The 22,470-nt window shown below is 60.1% G+C and carries 24 protein-coding genes; 10 read left to right on the forward strand and 14 right to left on the reverse strand.

Features of this window, described 5'->3' with window-relative positions; all coding sequences use genetic code 11:
* The first annotated feature begins 110 nt into the window (after window positions 1-110).
* Window positions 111-1,406 carry a tRNA (N(6)-L-threonylcarbamoyladenosine(37)-C(2))-methylthiotransferase MtaB gene (gene mtaB / locus LDN04_RS09080; RefSeq protein ID WP_223909043.1) on the forward strand — a complete coding sequence of 432 codons (1,296 nt, stop codon included), beginning with the start codon at window positions 111-113 and terminating at the stop codon, window positions 1,404-1,406.
* Window positions 1,407-1,517: 111 nt separating this feature from the next.
* Here the strand turns inward: mtaB and LDN04_RS09085 are convergent, their stop codons facing one another.
* Window positions 1,518-2,810 (reverse strand): DUF6178 family protein, encoded by a 1,293-nt coding sequence (locus LDN04_RS09085; RefSeq protein WP_223909045.1) that lies wholly within the window; start codon window positions 2,808-2,810, stop codon window positions 1,518-1,520.
* Between the two features lie 45 nt (window positions 2,811-2,855).
* Window positions 2,856-3,158: a YcgN family cysteine cluster protein gene (locus LDN04_RS09090; RefSeq protein WP_223909047.1), complete on the reverse strand. Its 303-nt coding sequence runs from the start codon at window positions 3,156-3,158 to the stop codon at window positions 2,856-2,858.
* A gap of 216 nt (window positions 3,159-3,374) precedes the next feature.
* On the opposite strand from LDN04_RS09090, the gene LDN04_RS09095 reads away from it, so the two are divergent.
* From LDN04_RS09095 to LDN04_RS09125, 7 genes are read left to right on the forward strand one after another with little or no spacing between them, the layout of a single operon-like run.
* Entirely contained in the window at window positions 3,375-3,866 is a 492-nt protein-coding gene (locus LDN04_RS09095) for a histidine phosphatase family protein (protein WP_223909050.1), read from the forward strand.
* 27 nt (window positions 3,867-3,893) lie between these two features.
* Complete coding sequence (locus LDN04_RS09100) at window positions 3,894-4,421, forward strand: helix-hairpin-helix domain-containing protein (protein WP_223909053.1); 528 nt, start codon at window positions 3,894-3,896, stop codon at window positions 4,419-4,421.
* Window positions 4,422-5,108, forward strand: coding sequence for a thymidylate kinase (locus LDN04_RS09105; protein WP_223909056.1), 687 nt, complete (start codon window positions 4,422-4,424; stop codon window positions 5,106-5,108).
* A gap of 13 nt (window positions 5,109-5,121) precedes the next feature.
* On the forward strand, window positions 5,122-5,802 hold the full coding sequence (locus LDN04_RS09110) for a thymidylate kinase (protein ID WP_223909058.1): 681 nt from the start codon (window positions 5,122-5,124) through the stop codon (window positions 5,800-5,802).
* Between the two features lies 1 nt (window position 5,803).
* Window positions 5,804-6,220, forward strand: a complete 417-nt coding sequence (locus LDN04_RS09115; protein ID WP_223909060.1) for a hypothetical protein — start codon at window positions 5,804-5,806, stop codon at window positions 6,218-6,220.
* Window positions 6,221-6,224: 4 nt separating this feature from the next.
* Complete coding sequence (locus LDN04_RS09120; protein WP_223909062.1) at window positions 6,225-7,115, forward strand: CHAD domain-containing protein; 891 nt, start codon at window positions 6,225-6,227, stop codon at window positions 7,113-7,115.
* Entirely contained in the window at window positions 7,112-8,656 is a 1,545-nt protein-coding gene (locus LDN04_RS09125) for a Ppx/GppA phosphatase family protein (protein ID WP_223909066.1), read from the forward strand. The genes LDN04_RS09120 and LDN04_RS09125 overlap by 4 nt, the downstream gene beginning before the upstream one ends.
* A gap of 24 nt (window positions 8,657-8,680) precedes the next feature.
* Here LDN04_RS09125 and LDN04_RS09130 read toward each other — a convergent pair whose 3' ends face one another.
* The 3 genes from LDN04_RS09130 to LDN04_RS09140 form a co-directional block, all read right to left on the reverse strand.
* Window positions 8,681-9,511, reverse strand: a complete 831-nt coding sequence (locus LDN04_RS09130; protein WP_223909069.1) for an RMD1 family protein — start codon at window positions 9,509-9,511, stop codon at window positions 8,681-8,683.
* 66 nt (window positions 9,512-9,577) lie between these two features.
* Window positions 9,578-10,273, reverse strand: coding sequence for a general secretion pathway protein GspB (locus tag LDN04_RS09135; protein ID WP_223909070.1), 696 nt, complete (start codon window positions 10,271-10,273; stop codon window positions 9,578-9,580).
* Window positions 10,270-11,949 carry an AAA family ATPase gene (locus tag LDN04_RS09140; RefSeq protein ID WP_223909071.1) on the reverse strand — a complete coding sequence of 560 codons (1,680 nt, stop codon included), beginning with the start codon at window positions 11,947-11,949 and terminating at the stop codon, window positions 10,270-10,272. The genes LDN04_RS09135 and LDN04_RS09140 overlap by 4 nt, the downstream gene beginning before the upstream one ends.
* A gap of 396 nt (window positions 11,950-12,345) precedes the next feature.
* Between LDN04_RS09140 and LDN04_RS09145 the strand changes: the two genes are divergently transcribed.
* Window positions 12,346-13,284 carry a zinc-ribbon domain-containing protein gene (locus tag LDN04_RS09145; RefSeq protein WP_223909072.1) on the forward strand — a complete coding sequence of 313 codons (939 nt, stop codon included), beginning with the start codon at window positions 12,346-12,348 and terminating at the stop codon, window positions 13,282-13,284.
* Between the two features lie 12 nt (window positions 13,285-13,296).
* Here the strand turns inward: LDN04_RS09145 and LDN04_RS09150 are convergent, their stop codons facing one another.
* Genes LDN04_RS09150 through LDN04_RS09160 form a run of 3 tightly spaced genes read right to left on the reverse strand, consistent with a single transcriptional unit; the run spans window position 13,297 to window position 16,824 of the window.
* Entirely contained in the window at window positions 13,297-14,568 is a 1,272-nt protein-coding gene (locus tag LDN04_RS09150; protein WP_223909073.1) for a glycosyltransferase family 2 protein, read from the reverse strand.
* Window positions 14,558-15,478 carry a tRNA (adenosine(37)-N6)-dimethylallyltransferase MiaA gene (gene miaA, locus LDN04_RS09155; RefSeq protein WP_223909078.1) on the reverse strand — a complete coding sequence of 307 codons (921 nt, stop codon included), beginning with the start codon at window positions 15,476-15,478 and terminating at the stop codon, window positions 14,558-14,560. The genes LDN04_RS09150 and miaA overlap by 11 nt, the downstream gene beginning before the upstream one ends.
* Window positions 15,475-16,824: a S41 family peptidase gene (locus tag LDN04_RS09160; RefSeq protein ID WP_374045146.1), complete on the reverse strand. Its 1,350-nt coding sequence runs from the start codon at window positions 16,822-16,824 to the stop codon at window positions 15,475-15,477. Before LDN04_RS09160 ends, miaA begins: the two co-directional genes overlap by 4 nt.
* A gap of 80 nt (window positions 16,825-16,904) precedes the next feature.
* Here LDN04_RS09160 and LDN04_RS09165 point away from each other — a divergent pair, with 80 nt between their 5' ends.
* A complete protein-coding gene (locus tag LDN04_RS09165; protein WP_223909082.1) occupies window positions 16,905-17,096 on the forward strand; it encodes a hypothetical protein in 192 nt (63 codons plus the stop codon).
* Window positions 17,097-17,121: 25 nt separating this feature from the next.
* Here LDN04_RS09165 and LDN04_RS09170 read toward each other — a convergent pair whose 3' ends face one another.
* From LDN04_RS09170 to pstC, 6 genes are all read right to left on the reverse strand, one after another.
* A complete protein-coding gene (locus LDN04_RS09170) occupies window positions 17,122-17,811 on the reverse strand; it encodes a roadblock/LC7 domain-containing protein (protein WP_223909084.1) in 690 nt (229 codons plus the stop codon).
* Between the two features lie 2 nt (window positions 17,812-17,813).
* Window positions 17,814-18,530, reverse strand: coding sequence for a DUF4388 domain-containing protein (locus tag LDN04_RS09175; protein WP_223909085.1), 717 nt, complete (start codon window positions 18,528-18,530; stop codon window positions 17,814-17,816).
* Between the two features lie 356 nt (window positions 18,531-18,886).
* Complete coding sequence (phoU, locus tag LDN04_RS09180) at window positions 18,887-19,558, reverse strand: phosphate signaling complex protein PhoU (RefSeq protein ID WP_223909086.1); 672 nt, start codon at window positions 19,556-19,558, stop codon at window positions 18,887-18,889.
* A 121-nt stretch (window positions 19,559-19,679) separates the two neighbouring features.
* Window positions 19,680-20,438: a phosphate ABC transporter ATP-binding protein PstB gene (gene pstB, locus LDN04_RS09185; RefSeq protein ID WP_223909088.1), complete on the reverse strand. Its 759-nt coding sequence runs from the start codon at window positions 20,436-20,438 to the stop codon at window positions 19,680-19,682.
* Between the two features lie 50 nt (window positions 20,439-20,488).
* Window positions 20,489-21,289 (reverse strand): phosphate ABC transporter permease PstA, encoded by an 801-nt coding sequence (pstA, locus tag LDN04_RS09190; protein WP_374045167.1) that lies wholly within the window; start codon window positions 21,287-21,289, stop codon window positions 20,489-20,491.
* An 86-nt stretch (window positions 21,290-21,375) separates the two neighbouring features.
* Complete coding sequence (gene pstC, locus LDN04_RS09195) at window positions 21,376-22,338, reverse strand: phosphate ABC transporter permease subunit PstC (RefSeq protein ID WP_223909091.1); 963 nt, start codon at window positions 22,336-22,338, stop codon at window positions 21,376-21,378.
* Window positions 22,339-22,470 lie beyond the last annotated feature (132 nt).

Below are 22,470 nucleotides of genomic sequence, written 5' to 3' on the forward strand. Positions count from 1 at the left end.
GGAGCAAAGCAGGCCGCCAGGCCGGCGCGAAATGAGCCGTACAGCTGCGGTGCGAGGGGACTCTGAGCACAATGGGGTGCTCCCTCCCGCAGATTCTGAATAAGGACAGCATGCAGACAGTAGCCATTACAACTCTGGGGTGCAAGATCAACCAGTTCGAGTCGGCGGCCATGGGGGAGGCGCTCGGGAAGGAGGGGTTCCAGATCCTTCCTTTCGAAGAGGCGGCGGACATCTACGTGATCAACACCTGCACCGTCACTGCCAAGACCGATGCCGAGTCCCGCAAGCTGATCCGCCGGGCTCGCCGGCGCAACCCGGCGGCCCGCATCGTGGTGACAGGGTGCTATGCCCAGGTGGCCTTCGAGGAGCTGCAGGAGATGGAGGGGGTGAACCTCATCATCGGCAACCTGGAGAAAAAGGGGCTTGTGGGGTTTCTGCGGGAGCTGGGGGATGAACAGCGGGTGCTGGTCTCCGACATCTCCCGGGTGCGGGAGACGGAGGGAACTGCGCTGGAGAGCTTTGCCGAGCACACCCGGGCGTTTCTCCAGGTGCAGAACGGCTGCGATGCCTTCTGCTCCTATTGCATCGTCCCCTACGCCCGGGGAGGGAGCCGGAGCGTTCCGCTGGCGGAAGCGCTGGCGGGGATACGGACCTTTGCCGCCAAGGGGTTCCAGGAGGTGGTATTGACCGGCATCCACCTCGGGGGGTACGGTCTCGACTTGAATCCTCCCGTCACACTCCTCCACCTGTTGAAGGGGGTGGAGGCGGGTCGGCTGGTGCCGCGGCTACGGGTTGGCTCGGTGGAGCCGACGGAGGTAACCCCCGAGCTGGTGGCCTTCCTGGCGTCGTCCCGGTCGGTCTGTCCCCATTTTCACATCCCGCTCCAGAGCGGTGATGATCAGGTGCTCCGGCGGATGAACCGCAATTACACGACGGCCAGGTTCCGGGAGGTGGTGGAGAGCCTGGTGGCGGCCATCCCCGACGTCTGCATCGGCTGCGATATCATCGCCGGTTTCCCGGGGGAGACAGCCGAGGAATTCACCCGCACCCTGGCGTTCGTCCAGTCCCTTCCCCTTGCCTACCTCCACGTCTTCCCCTTCTCTCCCCGTGAAGGAACACCGGCCGCCACCATGGCGGGGCAGGTGAATCCCGCCGTGATCAGGGAACGGGCCCAGGCTCTCCGCCGGGTCTCCGATGAGAAACAGCGTGCCTACTACCGGCGCTTCATCGGGCAAGTGCTGCCGGTCCTCGTGCAGCGTCCCGACAGCGACGGCGTTGTGCATGGCCTGTCGCGCAATTACCTGCCGGTGGTCATCACGGGCGGAAACGAGCTGGTCAACCGGGAAGTGTCGGTGCGGATCGTTGCCGTGGAACGGGAGCTCGTGCGGGGAGAAATTTGCGAATAGTTTGAATCAATTGACGCAGAAGACGCAGAGACGCGAAGAAAAACAGGCTTGACCGTCAGTGAGACATGAAGGGGCGGCCTTTTCGTCCCCTTCCTCTCCAGCACCTAGTCCCTAGTCCCCAGCCCCCGATTCCAGTATCCGCAGGAATTCCTTTACCGTCTGCACATCGGCCAAGGTCCGGAACTCCCGGTAGCCGTCGGCGTGGTCAGGGTCGAGTCCCCGATAGAACCTGGGGCGCTTGGCCTTGAGCCCCTTGAGCGCCTTGTTGGCGGCATAGTTGTCGCTCTTAACCTCCGCAGCCTGTCGCTGTAGGTCGAGAAGCAAGCTGAAGCCGAACTGGAAAAGCCGTTTCAGGTACTCTCCCGTCACAATGTCCCGCCCGTTTCCTTCATCGCCACCGCTCAATTCTTCCAGCGCAATATTCAGACAGCCGTAAACCCGCTCCATGACAGACTGTACGGTTGTTGTGTCGGATAAAGACGCTTCTTCGGCCACCAGTGCGGTGTTCACCAGGTAGTTAATCTCCTGGTAGATACCATCGCTGTCGACAGCCGCCAGTACCCGCTGCAGCAGGGAATAACTGCTCTCGATGGATACGGGGAGCCGCTGACTCCCGAGCGTGGGGAAGACATCACCCTTGTCCCTGGCCGGCGTGAACATGGCTGGCTTGATGTAGGCATAGAGGGCTGCGGCTTCTGAGGGATCGGGGAAGCCCAGGTCGGCCAGTCGGCCGGACCGGAACTGGCCTGCCAACTCCTCCACCTCGCTGAACAGTTCGTGCTTTACCCCTTCCATCAACTCCAGATAGAGGTCGTGGTAATGGCGATAGATGATATCGAGGAGAGCGCCGACGAGTTGAGCATGACGGGAGTTCCGATAGCTGATGAAGAAGAGGTCGTCGAAGCTGTGGTCCCACTCCGTCAGGCGCTCCTCGTCGTTGATCAGGTCGCCGATGCCGCCGCCGACGGTAATCTCCTGGGTAAGGAAGAGGAGAAGAAGTTCGTGGTCGAGTTCGGGAAGAAGCTTGGCAACATGTTCCTCCCCGAGTTCCATGAGGTAGCCGAACCACTCCCATGCCTTCTCCGGTATGAAGGAATCCCCTTTCCACAGTTCCATGTCGAGGAAGAACCGACACTGGTCCGGTGATGCGAGGGCGATCAGTTCCTGGGCGTCGGTGATGCCGATTTCCTCCACCAGCCAGTAGAGTTCCTGGGGCTGGAAGGCGTGGACCAGCGCTGCAGCGGCGGGGTCGTCGAGGACCAGCTCCATTCTTCGGCTGGCGGAAAAGTTGTGCAGCATGGCGAGTTTGCGGTCCAGGGGGAGAGAGGCGAACTCGTGCACGTCGTTTTTGCCTCCCGGTAAAACGGTCAGGGCCGGTTTGTGCCGGTCGTTGTCGTGGGTCATGGCTCTTGGGTACTCCTTGTGTTGTACTGCTAAAGGGCTTGAATGTCAGGATTTGCGGCGTTTCCGCTGGTTAGCACGACTCAGGCCGAGTGCTTGTCGGTAGCCACACTCGTCATGAAGCCAGTGGAGCTTTTCTACCAGCTCGGGGGTCAACTGGATGCAGGCCGGATTGATGGCGAAGCGGCGGGAATAGATGCGGCACTGGCGGGTTACCACGTCCAGGTAGCGGCAGGGGGTCTGGGTGAAGAAGATGGTGCCCCGTTCGTTCTCCAGTTTTTCGAAGCAGCAGAGACCGCAATGGGTGCAGAGGGCTTCCCATTCGTCAGCGCCGATTTCTGATGGTTTCATTTCGCCAGAATACCACACAATCCACCGCTGCTGTCAATGATTCAACATCGGGTACCCCGTGGAATCGGCAAGGGTAGCTGCCGGAAATGTTACAAACAGGTAAAAAGTGCGTGGATTGGCCGTCTTTCCGTTAAATCATATTGAATTCCTCTGGTTTTCTGGTTAACTGTTCAATGCGGTGCACGTTTCAAGAGTAGAGGACGGGGATGGCAAGCCATGAAACTCTGTCTTGTTAGACATGGGGAGGCTGTGGAGCGGACACCCCTGCTGAATGACTCCTGGCGCTACCTCACGTGCGCCGGCCGTGAATCGTTCCGTAAAATATCTGTCAAAGCCGGGAAACAGGGGCTCGCCCCCGACCGTATTCTTACTAGTCCGCTGGTTCGGGCGGTGCAGACTGCCGAGATTCTGGCACAGGTTCTCACGTACGATGGACCGGTCGAGGTGACGGAGGAACTCTCCCCCGGTTTTGACCTGGCAGGATTCCGGAGGATTGTCGGACAGCGGGTGGATTGCCGGGAACTGGTGCTGGTGGGGCACGAACCCGATCTGGGGATACTGGCGGGACATCTGCTGGGAACAGGCGGAGCGGTGCCTCTGAAAAAGGGGGCGGTGCTGTCACTGAGGCTCTACGTACAAGGCCAGGAGATATCGGCCATGTTTCGCTGGCTGATATCCAACAACAAGGTGAGAAAAGAGTTGCGGTAACCTCGTGGGTGAGAGAAAGGAATTGCCATGCCGCGGAAACGGGAAAAAGAACTGCAGAAGCTGAGAGGGGTTGGGGAGATACTGGCGGCCCGCTTCGTGGCGGCCGGACTTGATACCTTTGCCAAGGTGGCTGCGGCCGGCACTACGGGGTTGGCGCAGATCCGGGGAGTCAATCCGCGTCTCATCCCGGCCATCATATCCCAGGCGGAATCACTGGCGGAAGGGGCGAAAGGCGACCGGAGACAGAAGGTGGAAGAGCTGAAAAAGAGCGCCGCACTCCTGAAGAAGCGCCTGCAGGATATGCCCCTCCAGCTTAAGGAGCGTTTCCAGGCCGAACTCACCGGCACGGCCGGCCGGAAAGTGGAGAAGCAACTCCTCAAGACCCTGGCGTCCCTGGAGAAGGTTGAACGGAAGCTGGGGAATCGGGTGAAAAAAACCGGCAAGGGACTCGTGCGGGCGGAAGAGCGTCTCATTACCCTTGCCGACGCCAGTTTCAAGGACGTGGGGAGGGGGCTGAAAAAGGCCCGCAAATCTCTCCGGAAGGTGTTCGCCTAGATGAAATCCAGTCTCACTACCGAACTTCCCGGCAGATTGATTGCAGTGGAAGGGCTCGATGGTTCCGGCAAGTCCACCCAGATATACCTTCTCAAGCGCTGGCTGGAGATGAACGGGCTCAAGGTGTTCTTCACAGAATGGAACTCGTCGGTCATCGTCAAGAAGGCCACCAGCAAGGGGAAGAAACGGCAGCTCCTCACCCCTACTACCTTCAGCCTCATCCACTGCACCGATTTTGCCGACCGCTACGAGCGGCAGATACTGCCGCTTCTCAAGGCGGGATACCTGGTGCTGTGCGACCGTTACATTTTCACCGCCTTTGCCCGCGATGCGGTGCGCGGCTGTCCCCGTCCCTGGCTGCACAACCTCTATGGTTTCGCCCGTCGGCCGGACATCACCCTCTTCTTCAATACCCCCCTGCAGGTTGCCCTCTCGCGCATACTTTCCGGCCGCCCCCAGCTGAAATTTCACGAGGCGGGGATGGACCTTGGCCTGGCTAACGATCCCTACGAAAGCTTCAGCCTTTTCCAGGAGCGGATTTATAACGAATACCTGGCCATGAAGGACGCGTTCGGGTTCCGGGTCATCGACGGTTCGGCCACCATCGAAGCGCAGCAGGCGGTGGTCCGTGACATGGTCAGTGATGCCATCGATCTTCCCCGCTACCGCTGGAAGACGATGCGATGAGGGTAGAGGTCTTATGAAATTCTATGGCGATGGCATACCGGGCGTGCATGCTGAGGACCTGGTCGGCAAGCTGGTGGTTATCGAGGGAGCGGACGGCTCGGGAAGGTCCACTCAGATCGATCTTCTGCGGGATTACCTGGAGGGGAAGGGGCATGCCACGGTCAACATGGGACTCCGGCGCTCCACCCTCGTATCGGAGGAGTTGCAGGAGGCCAAGCAGGGGAACGTGCTGAGCGAGATCACCCGGAGCCTCTTCTATGCCACCGATTTCGCCGACCAACTGGAAAACCGTATCATGCCGGCTCTCAGGGCGGGCTTCATCGTTCTCGCCGACCGGTACATTTATACCCTCATGGCTCGAGACATCGTGCGGGGTGCCGACCGCGGCTGGGTACAATCACTCTATGGAATAGCCCTCATCCCCGATCTGGTCATATACCTGCGGGTGAGTCCTGCCCAACTGGTGGAGCGGAATTTCCGCAAAAATCCGACCCTCGACTACTGGGAGGCGGGGATGGACCTGGGGCTTTCCCGGGACATCTTCGACAGCTTCATCCGTTACCAGCGCCTGATCCAGAAGGAGTTCGCCCTGATGCAGGAAGAGTACTCCTTCCATGTGGTGAGTGGCAATCTTTCCATCCGTTCCGTCGGGAGGGAGATCGTCTCTCTCGTCGAACAAAAGCTGGAGGTTTAAGGTGCTTGGCAGGGAAGGGAAAGGACGGAAGGATTCGGGAAAAGCGGACAAGGGGGCCAACGGCAAGGAACTCCAGGCCGAGTTGACGGCGGAGCTGCGGCAGTTGAGGCGGCTGGTGCGTGATATTGGCGAGAGCTTCATCCTGCGCCGTGAAGGTGAGATCGAGACCCTCATCGCTTACCTGGCAGCACTCCCCGCCGGCAGGGTCAGGGCGGAGGCGCCTGCCTGGCTGCGCATGGTGCGGCAACTCAAGGTTAAGCCTGCCAAGGGGCGTCTTAAGGACGTTAAGGATATGGACCGGCTCATCGGCGAACTCATGGATGTCCTGATCGACGCCCAGGAAAAAGGCAAGGCGTCGGCGCCCCGGAAGTCCGGGGAGACGATGGTGGCATCTCCTCCTCTTGAGGATGCCGGGTAACCTTATGAAGATCGGCGCGGGCACACCGCTCTGGGTTGCCGCGCGGGCTCTCCTGTCACTGCGCCAGAAAGAATTTTTCCGCTGCTGGCAGCAGGTCCAGCGGGGGTTCGAAGCTGAGCCGATCCACGACCTGCGGGTTGCCTCCCGGCGTCTACGGGAGGGGTTGGCGCTCTTTGCTCCCTGCTATCCCGCCAAAGCCCTCGTCCATATCACTCGCCGGGTAAAAGGGCTGAGCCGGCTTCTGGGAGACGTGCGCAATGCGGACGAGGCGCTCCTTTATTTCAGCTGTCTCGCCGAACGGCAGGATGGCCCGACGGCCGCCGCTCTTGCCTCCCTTGTTGCCGGTCTGCGCAAGGAACGTGAGCGCGGGGCAAGTCATCTGAAGTCAGCGCTGGAATCATTATCACTCCGGGTCCTCAGCTTCTATTTTAAGAAAACCCTTGAGAATCCGTGCCTTTTTGCCCTTTCTCCCGATTCGGCTGATCCCTTTTGCACCATCGGCTCCTTTGCCCGGCAGACCGCTGGCGAGCGACTGTCGCTGGTGCTGGTGCTGGTGCCGCAAGCTTCCGATGAGGCGGATATCGCTGCCCAGCACCAGCTGCGGATCGCAATCAAGCATTTTCGCTACCGTCTGGAGATTCTGTCCTTTCTTGCCACGGGGGGATACCGGGAAATCGTTGCCGATCTGAAGCGTTACCAGGAGTTGCTCGGCCGGATGCATGACCGGGACGTGTTCGCCGGCCTGGTGCGAAAAGCGGGTTTTCCTCCTTCCGCGGAACGCAGCGTGCTGGCATTGATTGCCAGGGAACGGCAGGAATTGTACGATGAATTTCTGGTTCTCCTGAAGGATACGCCTCTCGAAGGTATTGGTGAACGGGTAAGGAGTCTGCTGTGAGAGGCAACCGGCTGGCAGCCATCGACATCGGAACCAACTCCATTCGCTCCATCGTGGTGGAGGTGGGGACGACAGGCACGTTCAGGATTCTTGACGATGAGAAGGCGACGGTGCGCCTTGGCGAGGGATTTGCCGGGACCGGAGCAATTTCACCAGCTGCCTGGCAGCGGGCCATGGACAGCCTCTCCCGGATGAGGAAAATATTTGACGGTTACGGCGTGAAGAACGTGGAAGCGGTAGCCACCAGTGCGGTGCGCAAGGCGACCAACGGGCCCGCGTTCGTGGATGCCATCAAGAACGATATCGGCATCGACGTCACCGTCATCGACGGGGAGGAAGAGGCAGAGCTGGCCGTTCTTTCCGCCCAGAACAACTTCGACATGGAAGGGATGCGTTATGCCATGGTCGACATCGGCGGCGGCAGCCTGGAAATCGTCACGGCCCTCGGCAATCACATTGAGGAGATCTATTCCCTGGAACTTGGGGCAGTGGTCCTGACGGAGAAATTCATTGGGTCCGATCCGGTCAGTCGTGGAGACTACTCGAGACTTCGCAAACATGTCCGCAAGACTCTCAAGGAAGCCTTTGACGGCGAGGAGGTCGCGCTCAACACCATTCTCGGCTCGGGAGGGACAATGACCGCCATTGCCGCCATGGTCATGGCCATGCGCAGGGAAGGCTATGGGTCGATCCATGGCTACGAGGTGCTCCGTTCCGAAGTGGTGCATCTCCTTGCCATGCTGCTGCGCAGGGACATGAAGGGACGGCGGGGGGTGGCCGGCCTGAATCCCGACCGGGCCGATATCATCGTGGCGGGCGTGGTGGCGGTGGACGAACTGATGGATTTCTTCGGCGCCAACATGCTCAAGGTCAACGAGCGAGGTATCCGCGAGGGGCTCATCCTTCGTAGCCTTAAAAAGCACCGGTTGCTGCCGGCGTCACCAAAGGCGCGGAGCTGGCGGCAGGCGGTGCTGGATTTTGCCCGTTCCTGCCATTTCGACGAAGAGCACTCCCTTCACGTGGCACGACTGGCGCTGCAGATATTTGATCCCCTGGCGGGCCCCTTCAAACTGGGGAAACGGGAACGGCAACTCCTGGAGAGCGCCGCCCTGCTCCATGACATCGGCTATTTCATCAGCTATTCCCGGCATCACAAGCATTCCTACCATCTGATCCGTCATGCCGATCTGTTCGGATTCACCCCGCGAGAGATGGAGCTGATTGCCAACATTGCCCGTTACCATCGCAAGTCCCTGCCGAAAAAAAAGCATGAGAGCTTCGCCCGCCTCGCCCCGCCCGATCAGCTACTGGTGAACCAGCTTGGCGGGATACTCCGCCTTGCCGATGGGCTCGACCGCCGCCGCAATTCCTTCGTCGAGGGTGTGGAGTGTAACCTCTCACCTGCCGCTCTCATCGTTCGTCTGACCGGGGGTGAAGACCTGTCGGTGGAGCTGTTCGGTGGCAAGCTGAAGGGGGACCTGATGGAAGCTGCCTTCAAGCGGAAACTCCAGCTGGTCCCGGCCGTTCCCTCCCTTTCCTGACCGATCGCCGGATATCGCCGGCGATCATCCCCCCTTGCGGATGATATCGAAAACATAGATCACTATCTCGATGAAGATGAGGATAATGATGATCCACTCCAGGCGGGTGGCGCGCCGGGCATGGGAGAGGCTCGAGAATACCTCAGTGATGTCGAGGAGCGTATCGGACTTGTGTTTTATCTCCTGGTAGCGCTGGGAGAGCTCGAACTGGTTGGCCATGGTCAGGTAGAGGCGTTCGGCGGCCAGGTCCTCCCAGGTTATGTCCGGCTTGTCGAGTATCATGATGTGGGAGATGGAACGGTACTTGAAGTTGAGGATGGTGGAGGCGAGTTTGGCAAGGCGCCGGTCAGTGATGCCGAGTTTGCCCTGGTCGAGAAGGGCAATGAGTCCTTCGACCTCGTCGAGGACCGTGTCCACCTTCTCCTCGATTCGTTCGAGGGCGACGGACTTGGCGATGACGAAGGCAATTAGGTCTGCGAATACCGGGGCGTAGACGGGCACGATGGCGTAGTTGTTGGCAACGACAGGTTCGCGCCGTGCCTCCACTCGCAGTGAGTAGGTTTCCCGGTATTTAGCGATGGAGAAGGTATTGAATGCCTCGACCGTCTTTCCCATCCGGTGGGCAAAGTCTGCCATCACCTGCTCGGGGCAATCAAGGTAAACCACGCCGCCGAAATAGTAGAGGTAGACCTGGCGCCCCTGACCCTGTCCCGCCGTGATCGGCGCGAGGGTGTCGGGATCGAGGAGGAGAGGTTCTTCCCAGCGGTAACGCCGGCCGATTCCGAGCTGGCCGGCAAGCCTGTTAAGGTCGATCTCCCCCGCCAGGGCAAAGGCGGTGAATTCCCGTCCGGTCATGACGCGTTCCTCCTCTCCTAATAGTAACGTACGGAGAAGTAGGACGCAAATTCTGTCCGACGCAGATCAGCGGTCGGCGGAGGATTTCCCCAGCGGTACCTCGAAGCTCCGCTTTCCTGCCGCAAAGCGGACCCGGTCCGGGTAAATTTCCTCGACCCGGGCTCCTTCCACCATTCCCCCTTGTGCCACTGCCGCGCCATTTACCATTGCCAGACGTGACGAGCTGTCCTTGTCCCACGCTATGCCGGTCACTTTCAGCGTCGGCAGAGGAGGAGCGGCGGGTGGAGATACCGGATCCATCTTTGCAGGAACTGTGGGGGGCGCTTGAACGGGAGACTCGGGCTGCGGAACGACCTGTTGAGGGGGGAGAGGCGCAGATTTTGATGCAACGGCCCTGGTGGCTGGCAGTGACATTGGGGGAGCCTGACGTTTCTGACTGGCCGGGAGCGATGTGGCGGGCAATCTGACGGCTGGCGTCGGTGAAACTACGGGGGGTACCGACGCCGCGACCTTTTCCGGTAGGGTACCGATCGGAGGAATAGCGACCGGCTTTGGCCCGGTGCGGGCAAATCCTCCCATGGCAGCGTAGGTGATGAGCACCGCCAGAAGGGTCACTCCGGCCATGGCGCCGGGTATCAACCAGGGAGAACGGTGCTTGGGAGCTGGCGGCTTGACGATATCGACGGCAACATCGGGAGCAACCTGGCGGCGGCTTGACTTTTCCTGTTCCAGTTTCTGCAGGGCCTTGAGAATAGAACTCATCGTTGTAGTCTCCCCCCCTTGCCAGTCAGCCGCGGTACGACGAATTTCCCCGCGTCGCGGTAGAGGAGAAGAAGGGTAATCCCCTCCGGCTGCCCGTCCTCCGCGATTCCATGCCCCTTCTGGAACTCCTTGATGGCATCCGTGGTCTCTCGATCGTAGACCCCGGTCGGTTCGTGACCGTACGTTTTTGCTCCCGCCAGCAGAATCTGGAGGCGGATGACTTCAACCCCGCTTGCGCCGGTAGCGGAAGTTTGTGTTAACTGGTTGAAATCTTTCCAGGGAAGGTAGGCGCTGCCGGTCCAGAAGCGCTTCAAGTCGGTTTTGCTGAACGAACTTTTCCCCAGCAGTGGTGGAGACACCGAAACCCCCTGGGCATTCACTCCGGTCAGCGCAATGTAGCGTCTACTGTTTTTGCCGGGGAGGGGAATTTCCAGCAGGGCGGGGACATCGAGGCGGAGCAGCGTGTCAAGATCGGTGTCCATGTGCGCCAGGCGAAGCCCGCGCTGCCCGGCCAGCAGTTCCAGATCGCCGGGCAGGGAGAGTTTCCTGCCGGCCTTAACCTGGCGGACATGCCAGCTTTTGGCCATGGCGTTGAAAGCCCTAACCGCGCTCGTGCTTTCTCCCGTGTTGGACAATTCCCAGCGGACCGCCGCGGCGAAATCGTCGCTTACTGAAAGGAGAACGGTTTTTGCCGAGGAAGGGGAGCCCTTCAGCGTGGCAGATGGGGGGGATGGGGGAACAACGACAGCCGGTGGCACCGGTCTTCGCTGCGCACGGTGGTATGCCGCAATAAGCGTTGCAACGGCAGCAACTATCAGGAGACAGGTCCATGCTCTGCGCAGTCGCTCCTTCGGCCACGTGGCCTTTCCGAATTCGCCCACCTCTTTGATGGCCCTTCGTGCCATGGAGGCAGAGATGTTCCGTTTCTCGTCGGTGTAGCCGATCAGCAGTGCCCGGTCGCAGGCGACGTTAATGAGCCGGGGCACGCCGCCGGCCCGGCGAAATATCCGCTGCAAGGCTCCCCGAGAAAAGGCGGCGGCCCCCTTACCTCCTGCTATGGCCACCCGGTGGTCAATGTAGGCCTGCGCATCCTCGAAGTCGAGGGGGAGAAGATGGTAGCGCACTGACACACGCTGGGCGAGCTGGCGCAGTTCCGGACGGGACATGAGGTGCTCCAGTTCGGGCTGACCGGCGAGCACGATCTGGATCAGTTTGTCGGTATCGGTTTCCAGGTTGGAGATGAGGCGAATCTGTTCCAGGGTTTGGGGGGGGAGGTTCTGGGCTTCGTCGATGACCAGTACGACGGTATGGCCGGCGCTGTTCTCCTCCAACAAGAAGCGGTTGAGATGGTCGAGTAGGTCGGCGTTGTCGAGCCCCTCCGCCGGGAGGCCGTATTCGCGGTTGATGCTCCGCAGGAGTTCAAGCGCGGAGATACAGGGGTTGAAAATCAGAGCGGTTCGGTACCGGCCATCGTCCAGCTTTTCCATGAGGGTGCGGAGAACGGTTGTCTTGCCGGTTCCCACTTCGCCGGTCAGGACGATGAATCCCCCGTGGTTGTCGATGCCGTAGAGGAGATGGGCGAATGCCTCCCGGTGATTTTTACTGAGAAATACGAAACGGGGGTTGGGGGTGATGGTGAACGGTTTTTCCCGAAACCCGTAATAGGTGCAGTACATGGGGTTGATCCTTCTTCAGCCGGGGTCGCGTGGGGAGTGTTGCTACATGGAGATTATTCCATAACTATCGGCCGCTTACAAGGGGAATCGGGCTCCTTGGGCTTGACTGTTCATGACGTGTGGGGGAGACATTTTTTGTCAGTCGGGGGGCGAGATCGCCGTTCTGACGGCCAATTTTTCTCCTGCCGCATTTCGTCGGAGCCCTTTTCCTTCGTGTTTACGGCACGGTATCGCATATAAATCCGCAAGGTACGCTATTTGCTTGTTTTTAACCCCGTAACGACATTGTTGTCAGCAAAACGGTACGGAAGATGGGCGGGCTCTTCCTCCACAAGCGTCAATCATAGATTCCGGCTCTTTCCCTTCTCATTCAATCTGCAAGGAAGGTTTCCGACGATGAAGATACAGTGTCCCCATTGCCAGCTCAGTGGCCAGATAAGTGATCTGAATGTCCCTCCCGAGGGGATGAACATGGATTGTCCCCGCTGCAAGACCAGTTTTTTCGTGAAGAAAGAGGCGACTACCAGCTGGAAGGATACGGCGACCGAATGTCCGGCCTGCCGGTTTTCGACCTTTTCCGAAGAGCGGTTCGATATCTGTCCCACGTGCGGCCTGGTGATCAAGGATTACAACGAGAAGAAGGGAAAAGGCGGGCTCGCTCCGGCGCGGTCTGCGTCGAGCAAGCCACCCCGGCAGCACGAGGCGCTCGCTCCGACCGAAATACGGCGGCGGGCGGAAGAAGACCTGCGACGGCTCGAAGAGAAGAATGCCGGCAGGTCGTACGGCGGTTCTGAAGCGATGCCGGTTTCGCCTCCCGAACCGGCAGCCGCTGCCCGACTGCTGCCGGCTATCCCTCTGCCGGTGCAACTGGTGGGGTGGGTAGTTATCGTGGTAGCACTCACCGTCATGGTCTATTCGCTACTGGGAATCAGCTCCTATTATGAAAAGTTGCGGGAAGTTGCGGGAGACCAGTTTCTTGCCGAGGAGTATGCCGCACTCCACTCCGTATGGGGCGGGGTGGTGTTCCCGGTTGTACAGATACTGTTCGGCGCCGTGACGATCTGTGTTGCCGCCTGCTTTCTCAGGCTGCTCCCCTGGGCTCGTAGGGGACTGGAGATCTGTGCCTGGGGGTGGCTGGCCTATGTTGCCGGTGACCAGCTGGTTTCCCTGGTGAACTGGGTTCAGCGTTCGTCGAGCGATGCAACCATTCTCTACTATTTCATCGGTGTGATGAGCATGCTGGTCATGCTGGCGCTCTGGTCCGTGCCGTTCCTGGCTGCCATCTGGTTCTTGCGTGGCGATCTGGTCGGCGATCTGTTCGAGGAAGTTGCCTGACGTACGAACACGCTATTTTGACGCAAGGCCCTGGATATTGCGCAACAGTTCCAGTTGGCCGCCCACCCCCATGACCGGTTTTAGTATGGCCCGCTCCAGTAACGGGGGGAGGGCCGTTTCCGGGCCGCAGCGTGGGAAAGGTCCCGCAGCCAGATGATGGATCAGTTTCATGGTCCTGAGACCGTCGAACCAGCCGTGGAACGCCTGAATCAGGGCATCTTCGCGCCGGTTGTGGCGTTTCAGTCCGGCCCAGGTTGCGCTGAAGCATTCATTCTCCAGATACTCCGCCAGATGGGGTGAGGCGTCTGCCGCAGCCGCCAGCAGAGTGTCACCATCACGATCCAGACCGTTACCTACCAGTTGCAACCATTCCCCCAGCAGAAAAAAGCATTCCGAGCGGTAAAAGCCGATGGCCGAGCTGTCACCGGCAAGGGTCCGTCCAATGGCCCTCCCGGTACCGAACGGCACGCGATGGGATGGGCGGGATGCCGGGTGGACCGTTGTTCCCCGTACCTGATCGATGCCTGCCGTCCGGTGGAGCTGCTGGAGGAAGTAGAAATCTTCACCGGCGGCCCGGCGGTTCATCCCACCCATTCGTGCGTAAGCTGAAGCGGTGCAGACCATGGCGCTTCCCACGGTATGAAAGGCGTAGGGGGAGCCGGCTACCTCAAGCCCAAGCACGTAGCTCCGGAGGAACAGCTCGTATCGGTCGATAGCCTCCTGTTCGGCCGGCGTCTCTCCCGGCAGGTGCCGGAACGGGATGGTGGCGCCTCCGCGTTTCGTCTCCGTGAAGTGATCGATAATGGCCTGCAGGTAAGACGGTTCCACGAGTGTGTCGGCATCGAGGCTGACGAGGAGCGGGTCTACGCCGTTGTCTGCGAGTCGGGGGAGAGCCAGATCGAGGCCGATCTTGCGGGCCAGGCCTACCCCACCCCCCTTGACCGGCAGTTCCCGGCCAGGGGAGGCGGCATCCACCCAGGCAAGCCTGAGTGGCCGGAGCTGTCGGTTCCATGTGGGCAGCAATCCGAGTGTTGCAAGATTGTCGGCCTTGTCCCCATCCGGAGCGTCGGTTCGCTGGTTCACCACCACGACGATGAGGAAACGGGCCAGGAGTTCGGCCGGATTGGCGGCGAGAGAGCAGAGGGTAGCGCCTAGGCGTGCGCTTTCCGCCAGGGCGGGGATGACCACGGTTCCAGCGAAGCCGGTTTCGTCACAGCCAGCGAGTTCCCACGGACCGGCGATGGCGCGGGTGCAGAGATAGCGGGAACGGATGTCAGGTGTCATGCCGTTTCCGTGATACTATCTCCATCGCTTCTGCCAGCGGGTCGCCGGCCCCGTCGAGCCAGTGGATCGTTGTCCCGTTTCGTTCCATACGGCGAAACCAGGTGTCCTGACGCTTGGCGAAGTCGTGGATGGCGCTGTTCAGCTTCTGGAACAGGTCGTTGCGATTGAGTTCCCCCTGCAGGTGTTTTGCCACGAAGCGGTATTCCAGTCCGTAGAACTCAAGTCTTTCCCAGGGAATCCCTTCGGCGTGAAGTCGTGCAACCTCCTCGATCAGCCCGTGGCCGAGCCTGGCCCGGAGGCGGTCGGTAATGCGTTGGCGCAGCACGCTTCGTTCCCAGCGGATGCCGAGGACGAGCGGACGAATTTCTGGCAGCGGCTCCGGTGTGTGGTCCCGTTCGTAAGCGGCGATCTCGATGGCCCGCACGAGGCGCTCCCGGTCGAGAAGGTCGGTGGTGTTGTGGAGACGGGGGCTGGTGCTCCGCAGCCTTCCTGCGAGTGACTCCATGGTGAGGGATGCCAGTTCCTGACGCAGGGTGGGGTCTTCCTGAACTTCCATCAGGCGATATCCCTTCAGGACGGCTTCCAGATACATGCCGGTCCCTCCCACGAGGACAGGAAGTCGGCTGCGCTGGCGGATATCGTCGAAAGCCTCCAGGAAGCGGCGCTGGAACTCGAAGACATTGAACTCGTATGCGGGCTCAACGATGTCGATGAGGTGGTAGGGGATGCTGCCGTACTCCGTCAGGTCCTTGCCGCTACCGATGTCCATACCACGGTAGACCTGGCGTGAGTCGGCGGAGATGACCTCCCCGTCGAGGCGTCGGGCCAGCTCGACCCCCAGGCGGGTCTTGCCCGAGGCGGTCGGTCCCAGTACGACGAGCAGGTTGATGTGGCTGGCAATGACCGTCATTTTTTCTTGGGGGTGGGTGTGATTCCCCCCATGACGTCGAGGCCGCGGAGGAGTTCCATGGCGCGGAAGAGCTGGTAGTCTCCGGTCAGTTCGTCATCGGGCTTCGCCGGCGTTGGGGGCTTGGTGGCGGGAGAATGCGTCTGGGGCTCGCCCTTCTCCGGCATGTCAATGTGCCCGTCCAGGTCCTTTTCATGGAACTCGGGGATGGTCTGCTTCTTTACCCCCTTCAGATCGATACTGCCGACTATGATGTCCGGGGTTATCCCTTTCGCCTGGATGGACCGCCCGCTGGGGGTGTAGTAGAGGGCCGTGGTCAGTTTCAGTCCTGCTCCGTCGCGGAGGGTGATGATCGACTGGACCGACCCCTTGCCGAAGCTCTGGGTCCCCATGACGATTGCCCGCTTATGGTCCTGGAGCGCCCCTGCCAGTATTTCGGAGGCGCTGGCTGTGCCGCCGTTGATCAGCACCACGATGGGGTAGAGAGGTTCCTTTTCGCCGATGGAGGCGGTCAGTTGCTGGTTGGCGGTCGGGATGCGCCCGCGGGTCGAGACGATGAGGCCGTTGTCAAGGCGGTCGCCGATGAAACGCCCTGCCACCTGGGTGCACGATTCCAGAAGGCCGCCGGGGTTGTTGCGCAGATCGATCACTAACCCTTTGAGGGTGCCACCATTCTGTCCCCTGAGCTTGTCGAGCGCCGCGACGACTTCATCCCCGGTGTGCAGTTGGAACTGGCTGATGCGCAAGAGGCCATATCCCGGCTCAAGAAGCCGATATTTCACGCTCTTCGTCTGGATGATGGCCCGTACCAGGGGAAAGACCAGCGGTTTCGTGTTCCCCTCCCGGAGTATGGTCAAGGTGACTTTCGTTCCCTTCTGACCGCGCATCCGGTTGACCGCTTCGGTTATGGTCAGTCCGCGGGTCGGCTTATCGTCGATTTTCACGATATGGTCGTTGGGCTTGATGCCGGCACGGAAGGCGGGCGTATCCTCGATGGGTGAGACGACGGTCAGTTTCCCCTCCTTCAGGGTAATCTCGATGCCGACTCCGCCGAAGGAGCCGGACATCTGGATATTCATCTCCTTGAATGGTTCGGGGGGGAGGTAGGCGCTGTGAGGGTCGAGGGATGCCAGCATGCCGGTGATGGCGCTCTGCATGAGTTTTTTTGACTCCACCTTTTCGACGTAGTTCTTTTCCACCGTGCCGATGACCTGCCGGAACAGATCGAGATAGTACTGGTCGCTCCGGGTCACCGTCCGTTTCACGAACTGCATGCTGGACATGACTGCCAGGGTGGCGATGGTTACTCCTGCCACCAGCAGGAAGAATCTTTTCACTCTTTGCATCATGAAACGGGTGCCTCCTGGCAAATACTGATTATCCCGGGTGCAACAGGTACCGATGGGATTCTGCCACTTTAATTTTGGGAATGACGGATGTCAACAGCGAAGTGGGGTATGCCATGGGGAGCCGGCGCCCACTGGAGGACCGGTGGGCGTACGGCGTGAAGGAAGACTTTTACCAATTTCAGATCAAGGATGAAATCAAGGCGACGAGGATTGAGGCGACGCAGGCGTACAGACAGTACGTTGAGGAGCCGAAGACGAGCCAACGCAGATAGCGCCTTAATCTGGAATTGGTATTTGTCAGGTGATCGGTGTCACGACCAGTGGGTCGCCGGCGGCGGCGCAGAGCTTTTTTTCGATGGCGGGACTGAGTATGAGCGTGCCGTCGTAATGGTTCGTTTCGTCATTGATGAGCATGACCGGGAAGGTGCCGGTGGCGCCGCTCTGCGTGTGGGCGATGGTCACCTTCTTGAATGGCCCGCACTGGTAGCGGTCGCTGATCTGGCGGGCGGTGAGATGGTTCATGCCAACCATGCCGAGTTCGTTGAAGCCGCGGCTGGCGGCGCTGCTCTCTAACCGGCCGGCGGCAAGGACTCCCTCCGTTGCGTCGGCAGCTGCGGCGGACGTTGCTGGCGCGGTATCTGTAGTGGGGGAGAGGAGAACCTCCTCCAGTTTTGATTTGGCCACATTGAGGGAGATGTTCAGTATCGCCAGGTTGACGGCCTTGGTGCAGAGCACCATGAGAAGCCCCCCGCGCAGTTCCCGGGCGATGATCCGGCCGTCGCTGTACCGGAGGTCGAGCGTGCCGTTCAAGCCGACATCGTTCTGCAGGGAGAGGGATTTGTCGGTAAGGAGCGATGCCGCCTTCTGGACGATGGATGAATCGAACAGCGGCGGGAAGTCGTGAGCCAGGACCTGGCCGGTGGTGTCGCACACCAGGCTGCCGACCACTTCGGGCACGCCGTTGACCTGATGGAGGATTTCTTTCATGGTTAACCCTGCTTCCTGGCAGTAAGCGCCGCCCGGAGGTCGGTTTCCACCTGGCCTAGCTGGCTGGAACCCTGGACCGCCACACAGAGATAATTGTTCCGTGCTTCGAACATGAGCAACTGGTAGTTTCTCCCTTGCCAAGCGGCGGATTTTACCGCTCCGACACCGAACAACCCCCCCAGGCCGTTGCCGATCCTGGCCAGGGTCACTCCCTGGCGGGCCAGGGATTCGGCCTCGAAGCTGTCATCCTGCTGTGGAACGCCGCTACTGTCGGTGACGACGGCGTAGGTAACACCAGGCACGGCCAGTGCACGTTCGGCGATGCCGGGAAGCGACCGTTTGCTGTCCTGCTCCGGCTCTGGCTGCCGGATTCCGGCCTGGGCTTCGTCCATGAGCCGGTGGGCTTCCAGCAGGAGATAGTTCAGGCTTTCCGTGATGGTGCGACTGGTGGTAGTCACCTTCGGCTGGATGGCAAACTTCCCCCCGGGCCAGCAGATGATGGCGTTGAAGGCCGATACTCCCGTCGCTTTTCCTTGTTCCGCATGGATGATCTCTCCATCGCGGAAAAAGATCATCCCCTGTTCGGTTCCGTATTCCACGGTAATGCAACCGGAAAACCGGTTGTGTCCCTTCAACTGCAGGACATCTGCCAGGTGGAGGCCATCGACCGACCCTGCAAAGCCTATTGTCGGGGATTTTTGAGGTGTTTCCTGCGCCATGTCGTCCCTCTCTCAACAAGTGAGGTGCAAAAAAAAGAGTCTCTACTCTACCAAACAAAATGGAAAATAAAAATAGGTTAATTCCCACACGTCGAGAAGGGGACGGAGCGGGATGTCCGGATTACGCCGGGACCGATTCGGCGAAATGACGGAATATATTAGAATTGACTGAAGATAGGGTGGCCGGGTCGATGTGGCGAATCCCGCATGATTGCATGGTCGGCATGACCGTGCTAGCCCGGTCGACATACGCACCTGCCAATGGGAAAGCAAAATGTACGCCGAGTTGGTGGGAAATAATGGGGGAGTGTCGTGCCCGGAGACGCACCGGTCGGCACGTCTCCGGAATGGGGGAATCAGGCGATGGTGTGGCGGATGTCTTTGCCTTTGACCATGAAGATGACCATCTCCGCCACGTTGGTGGCGTGGTCGGCAATTCTCTCGATGCACTTGGAGACGTGGTTTACCTTGATGGCCCGGGAGATGGTTGACGGGTCCTCGATCATGAAGGTGAGGAGTTCCCGCTGGATCTGCTCGTTCAGCTGGTCCACGAACTCGTCGTCCTTGCAGACCTTCACGGCAAGTTCATCGTCCCCCCTGACGAAGGAGTCCAGTGCCTCCTTTACCATCCCTATGGCATAGTGGGCCATACGGGGAAGGTCGATGTAAGGCTTGAGGGGGGGCTCGGTGTTCAGCTCCCGCGCCCTTTTGGCGATGGCGGCGCACTGGTCGCCGATCCGTTCCAGGTCGGTGACGATCTTGAAGGCGAGGGTGATGAAGCGGAGGTCGCGGCCGGCCGGCTGGCGCCGGGCCAGGACCTCCAGGCATTTGTCGTCGATCTCCATCTCCAGCGTATTGATTTCGTGGTCGAAGGCGATGGTCTGCTCGGCCAGTGGCGTGTCCCGCTCCACCAGGGCCTTCATGGCATTGACGAGCATTACCTCCACCTTTCCCCCCATCTCCAGGAGCTTTTCCCGGATGATGTTGAGTTCCGCGTCGTACTGTCTGCTGAAATGTTCCCGTTCCATGGTAACCCCGTTATCAGGGACTGGGGATCGGGGACTGGTTGAACCAGAACCCTTACCTCGTCCCTCTGATTTTGTCTGTTTTTTTGCCCGTCCCTAATCCCTAGTCCCCAGTCTCTAGATTCTACCCGAATCTTCCCGTGATGTAGTCCTCGGTCTGCTTCCTGTCTGGTGTGGTGAATATCTTCTTCGTGACACCGCATTCGATCAGTTCACCCAGGTAGAAGAAGGCGGTGACGTCGGAAACCCGGGCGGCTTGTTGCATGTTGTGGGTCACGATGATGATGGTGTACCGCTCCTTCAGTTCCTCAATCAGTTCCTCGATCTTCATGGTGGAGATCGGGTCGAGGGCCGAGGCGGGTTCATCCATCAGGATCACCTCCGGCCGGACGGCGATGGTGCGGGCGATGCAGAGGCGTTGCTGCTGACCTCCCGAAAGCTCCATGGCGTTGCTTTTCAGGCGGTCCTTCACTTCGTCCCAGAGGGCGACCCGCTGCAGGCTCGATTCGACGATCTCGTCGGCCTCGTCCCGCCGCATCCGGCCGTTCAGCTTGTAGCCGGCTATCACGTTATCATAGATCGACATGGCTGGGAAGGGGTTTGGCTTCTGGAACACCATGCCGATCTTGCGCCGGATGGCGACCGGATCCACTCCCCGCCCGTAGATGTCGGTGTCGTCCAGGAGTATCCGACCGGTTACCTGGGCGCCGGGTGTCATGTCGTGCATCCGGTTGACGGCGCGAAGGACCGTGGATTTGCCGCAGCCGGAGGGGCCGATGATGGCGGTGACGCTGTTGGCGGGGAAGTCGATGTTGACCCCCTTGACTGCGTGGGTGCCGCCGAAGTGGACGTTCAGGTCGTCGAGCTTTACTTTGCTGTTCATGAAAACCTCATGTGGTGCGGACGTGCGGAATAAACCGCGGTCATTCCGCGCTAATTTTTGTGTCCGGTTCTGCCGAAATACCGGGCCGTCAGGCTCAGGGCGAACATGGTCACGACGAGTACCAGGGCGCCGGCCCATGCCAGCCGGTGCCAGTCGTCGTAGGGGGCGATGGCGAAGCTGAAGATCTGGAGCGGCAGCGCCGCGATCGGCTGGGTCAGCTTGCTGCTCCAGAACTGGTTTCCCAGCGCCGTGAAGATGAGTGGCGCCGTTTCTCCCGCCACCCGGGCGATGGCCAGCAGGATGCCGGTCGTCACGCCGGTCAGGGCGCTTCGGAGGGTTACCTTGAGGGTTGTGCGCCAGAGGGGAACCCCCAAGGCAAGTGATGCCTCCCGCAGGGAGATGGGGACCATTTTCAGCTGTTCCTCGGTGGTCCTGAGCACGATGGGAATCATGATGAGGGCCAGGGCGAAGGCGCCGGCCAGGGCGGAAAAACCCTTCATCGGCACCACCAGCATGCTGTAGACGACCATGCCGGTAATGATGGAAGGTATGCCGGAAAGGACGTCGGCGCAGAACCGGATTACCGTGGAGATGCGTGAGCCGCCGTATTCGGAGAGATAGATGGCGCCGAAAATACCGACCGGAATCCCCAGCAGGGAGGCCATGCCGATGAGGACCATGGAGCCGACCATGCCGTTGGCCATTCCTCCCCCCGCTTCACCGGTCGGCCGCGGGATGTGGAGAAAAAAGTCGAGGCTGATGGAACTCAAACCCATCTTCATGATATGGACGAAAATGAGTCCGAGGGGGAAGAGAACCGCTAGCAGCGCCCCTCCCATCAGCAGGGTCATGATGGTGTTCTTGGCGTTGCGCAGGAAGAGCGAGCGCAGGGCAGTCCGTTGCTCCACGACAGGTTGGTTTGCCGAAGTCATGGTATTCACAGTTTTGCCCCCCGTGCCGCTCCGCGGCTCATGCTCCAGAGGAGAAGTCGTGCCAGGGCATTGATGATCAGGGTGATGACCAGCAGGAGCAGGCCGATATTCATGAGCGCCGCACTGTGGAGGGGAGAGGAGGCCTCGGCGAACTCGTTGGCGATGACACTCGGCATGGTATAGGCAGGACTGAAGAGCGACAGGGATATCTTCGGATTGTTGCCGATCACCATGGTCACCGCCATGGTTTCGCCGATGGCCCGCCCCAGGCCGAGGATCACCGCGCCGAGTATACCGGATTTGCCATAGGGGAGGACGGCCATCCTGATCATCTCCCAGCGGGTCGCCCCCAGGGCGATGGCGGCCTCGCGCTGGCTGCGGGGAACGGCCAGCAAAACCTCCTTGGTGATGGAAGTTATGATCGGCACGACCATGATCATCAGGATCAGCACCCCCGCCAGCATGCTCACGCCGTAGGCGGGACCCTGGAAGAAGGGGAGGAACCCGAGATATTTCTGCAGCAGGGGTTGGGCGGTCTGCTGCAGCCAGGGGGTCATGATGAGAATGCCCCAGAGGCCGTAGATGACGCTCGGGATGGCGGCCAAAAGTTCCACGAGGGATGCGGCAAACCCGCCGAGGCGGCGGGGCGCGATCTCCGTGATGAACAGTGCCGTGCCGACGGCAAGGGGGGTGGCGAGGAGGAGCGCCAGGACGGAAGAGATCACCGATCCGTAGATGAACGGGAGCGCGCCGAACTGCTCCTGGACCGCATCCCAATCCATGCCGGTCATGAAATGGCCGCCGAATTTCCTGAGAGAAGGGAGGCTCTGGGAAACCATTTCATAGAGCATCAGCATCAGAATCACGAGAATGCTGAAGGCGAACAGGACGGTCACGGCCTTGAAGATGAAATCGCCGGACAACCCTTTTTCAATTTTCCATCGATGCGATGCCGTGACGTCGGACACGGTATTCTCCTGAGCGGCTCCGGTGAAAATCTGTCAATACGCATTCACTGGCGGTTTCCCCGGGCCGTCGATCTGTTTGTGGCAAACTCTTAACGTATCTGTAACTATTGTCAGAGCAGAAAAAGGCCCGGC

The sequence above is a fragment of the Geobacter sp. AOG1 genome, from assembly GCF_019972315.1.
GTDB lineage: Bacteria > Desulfobacterota > Desulfuromonadia > Geobacterales > Geobacteraceae > Geomobilimonas.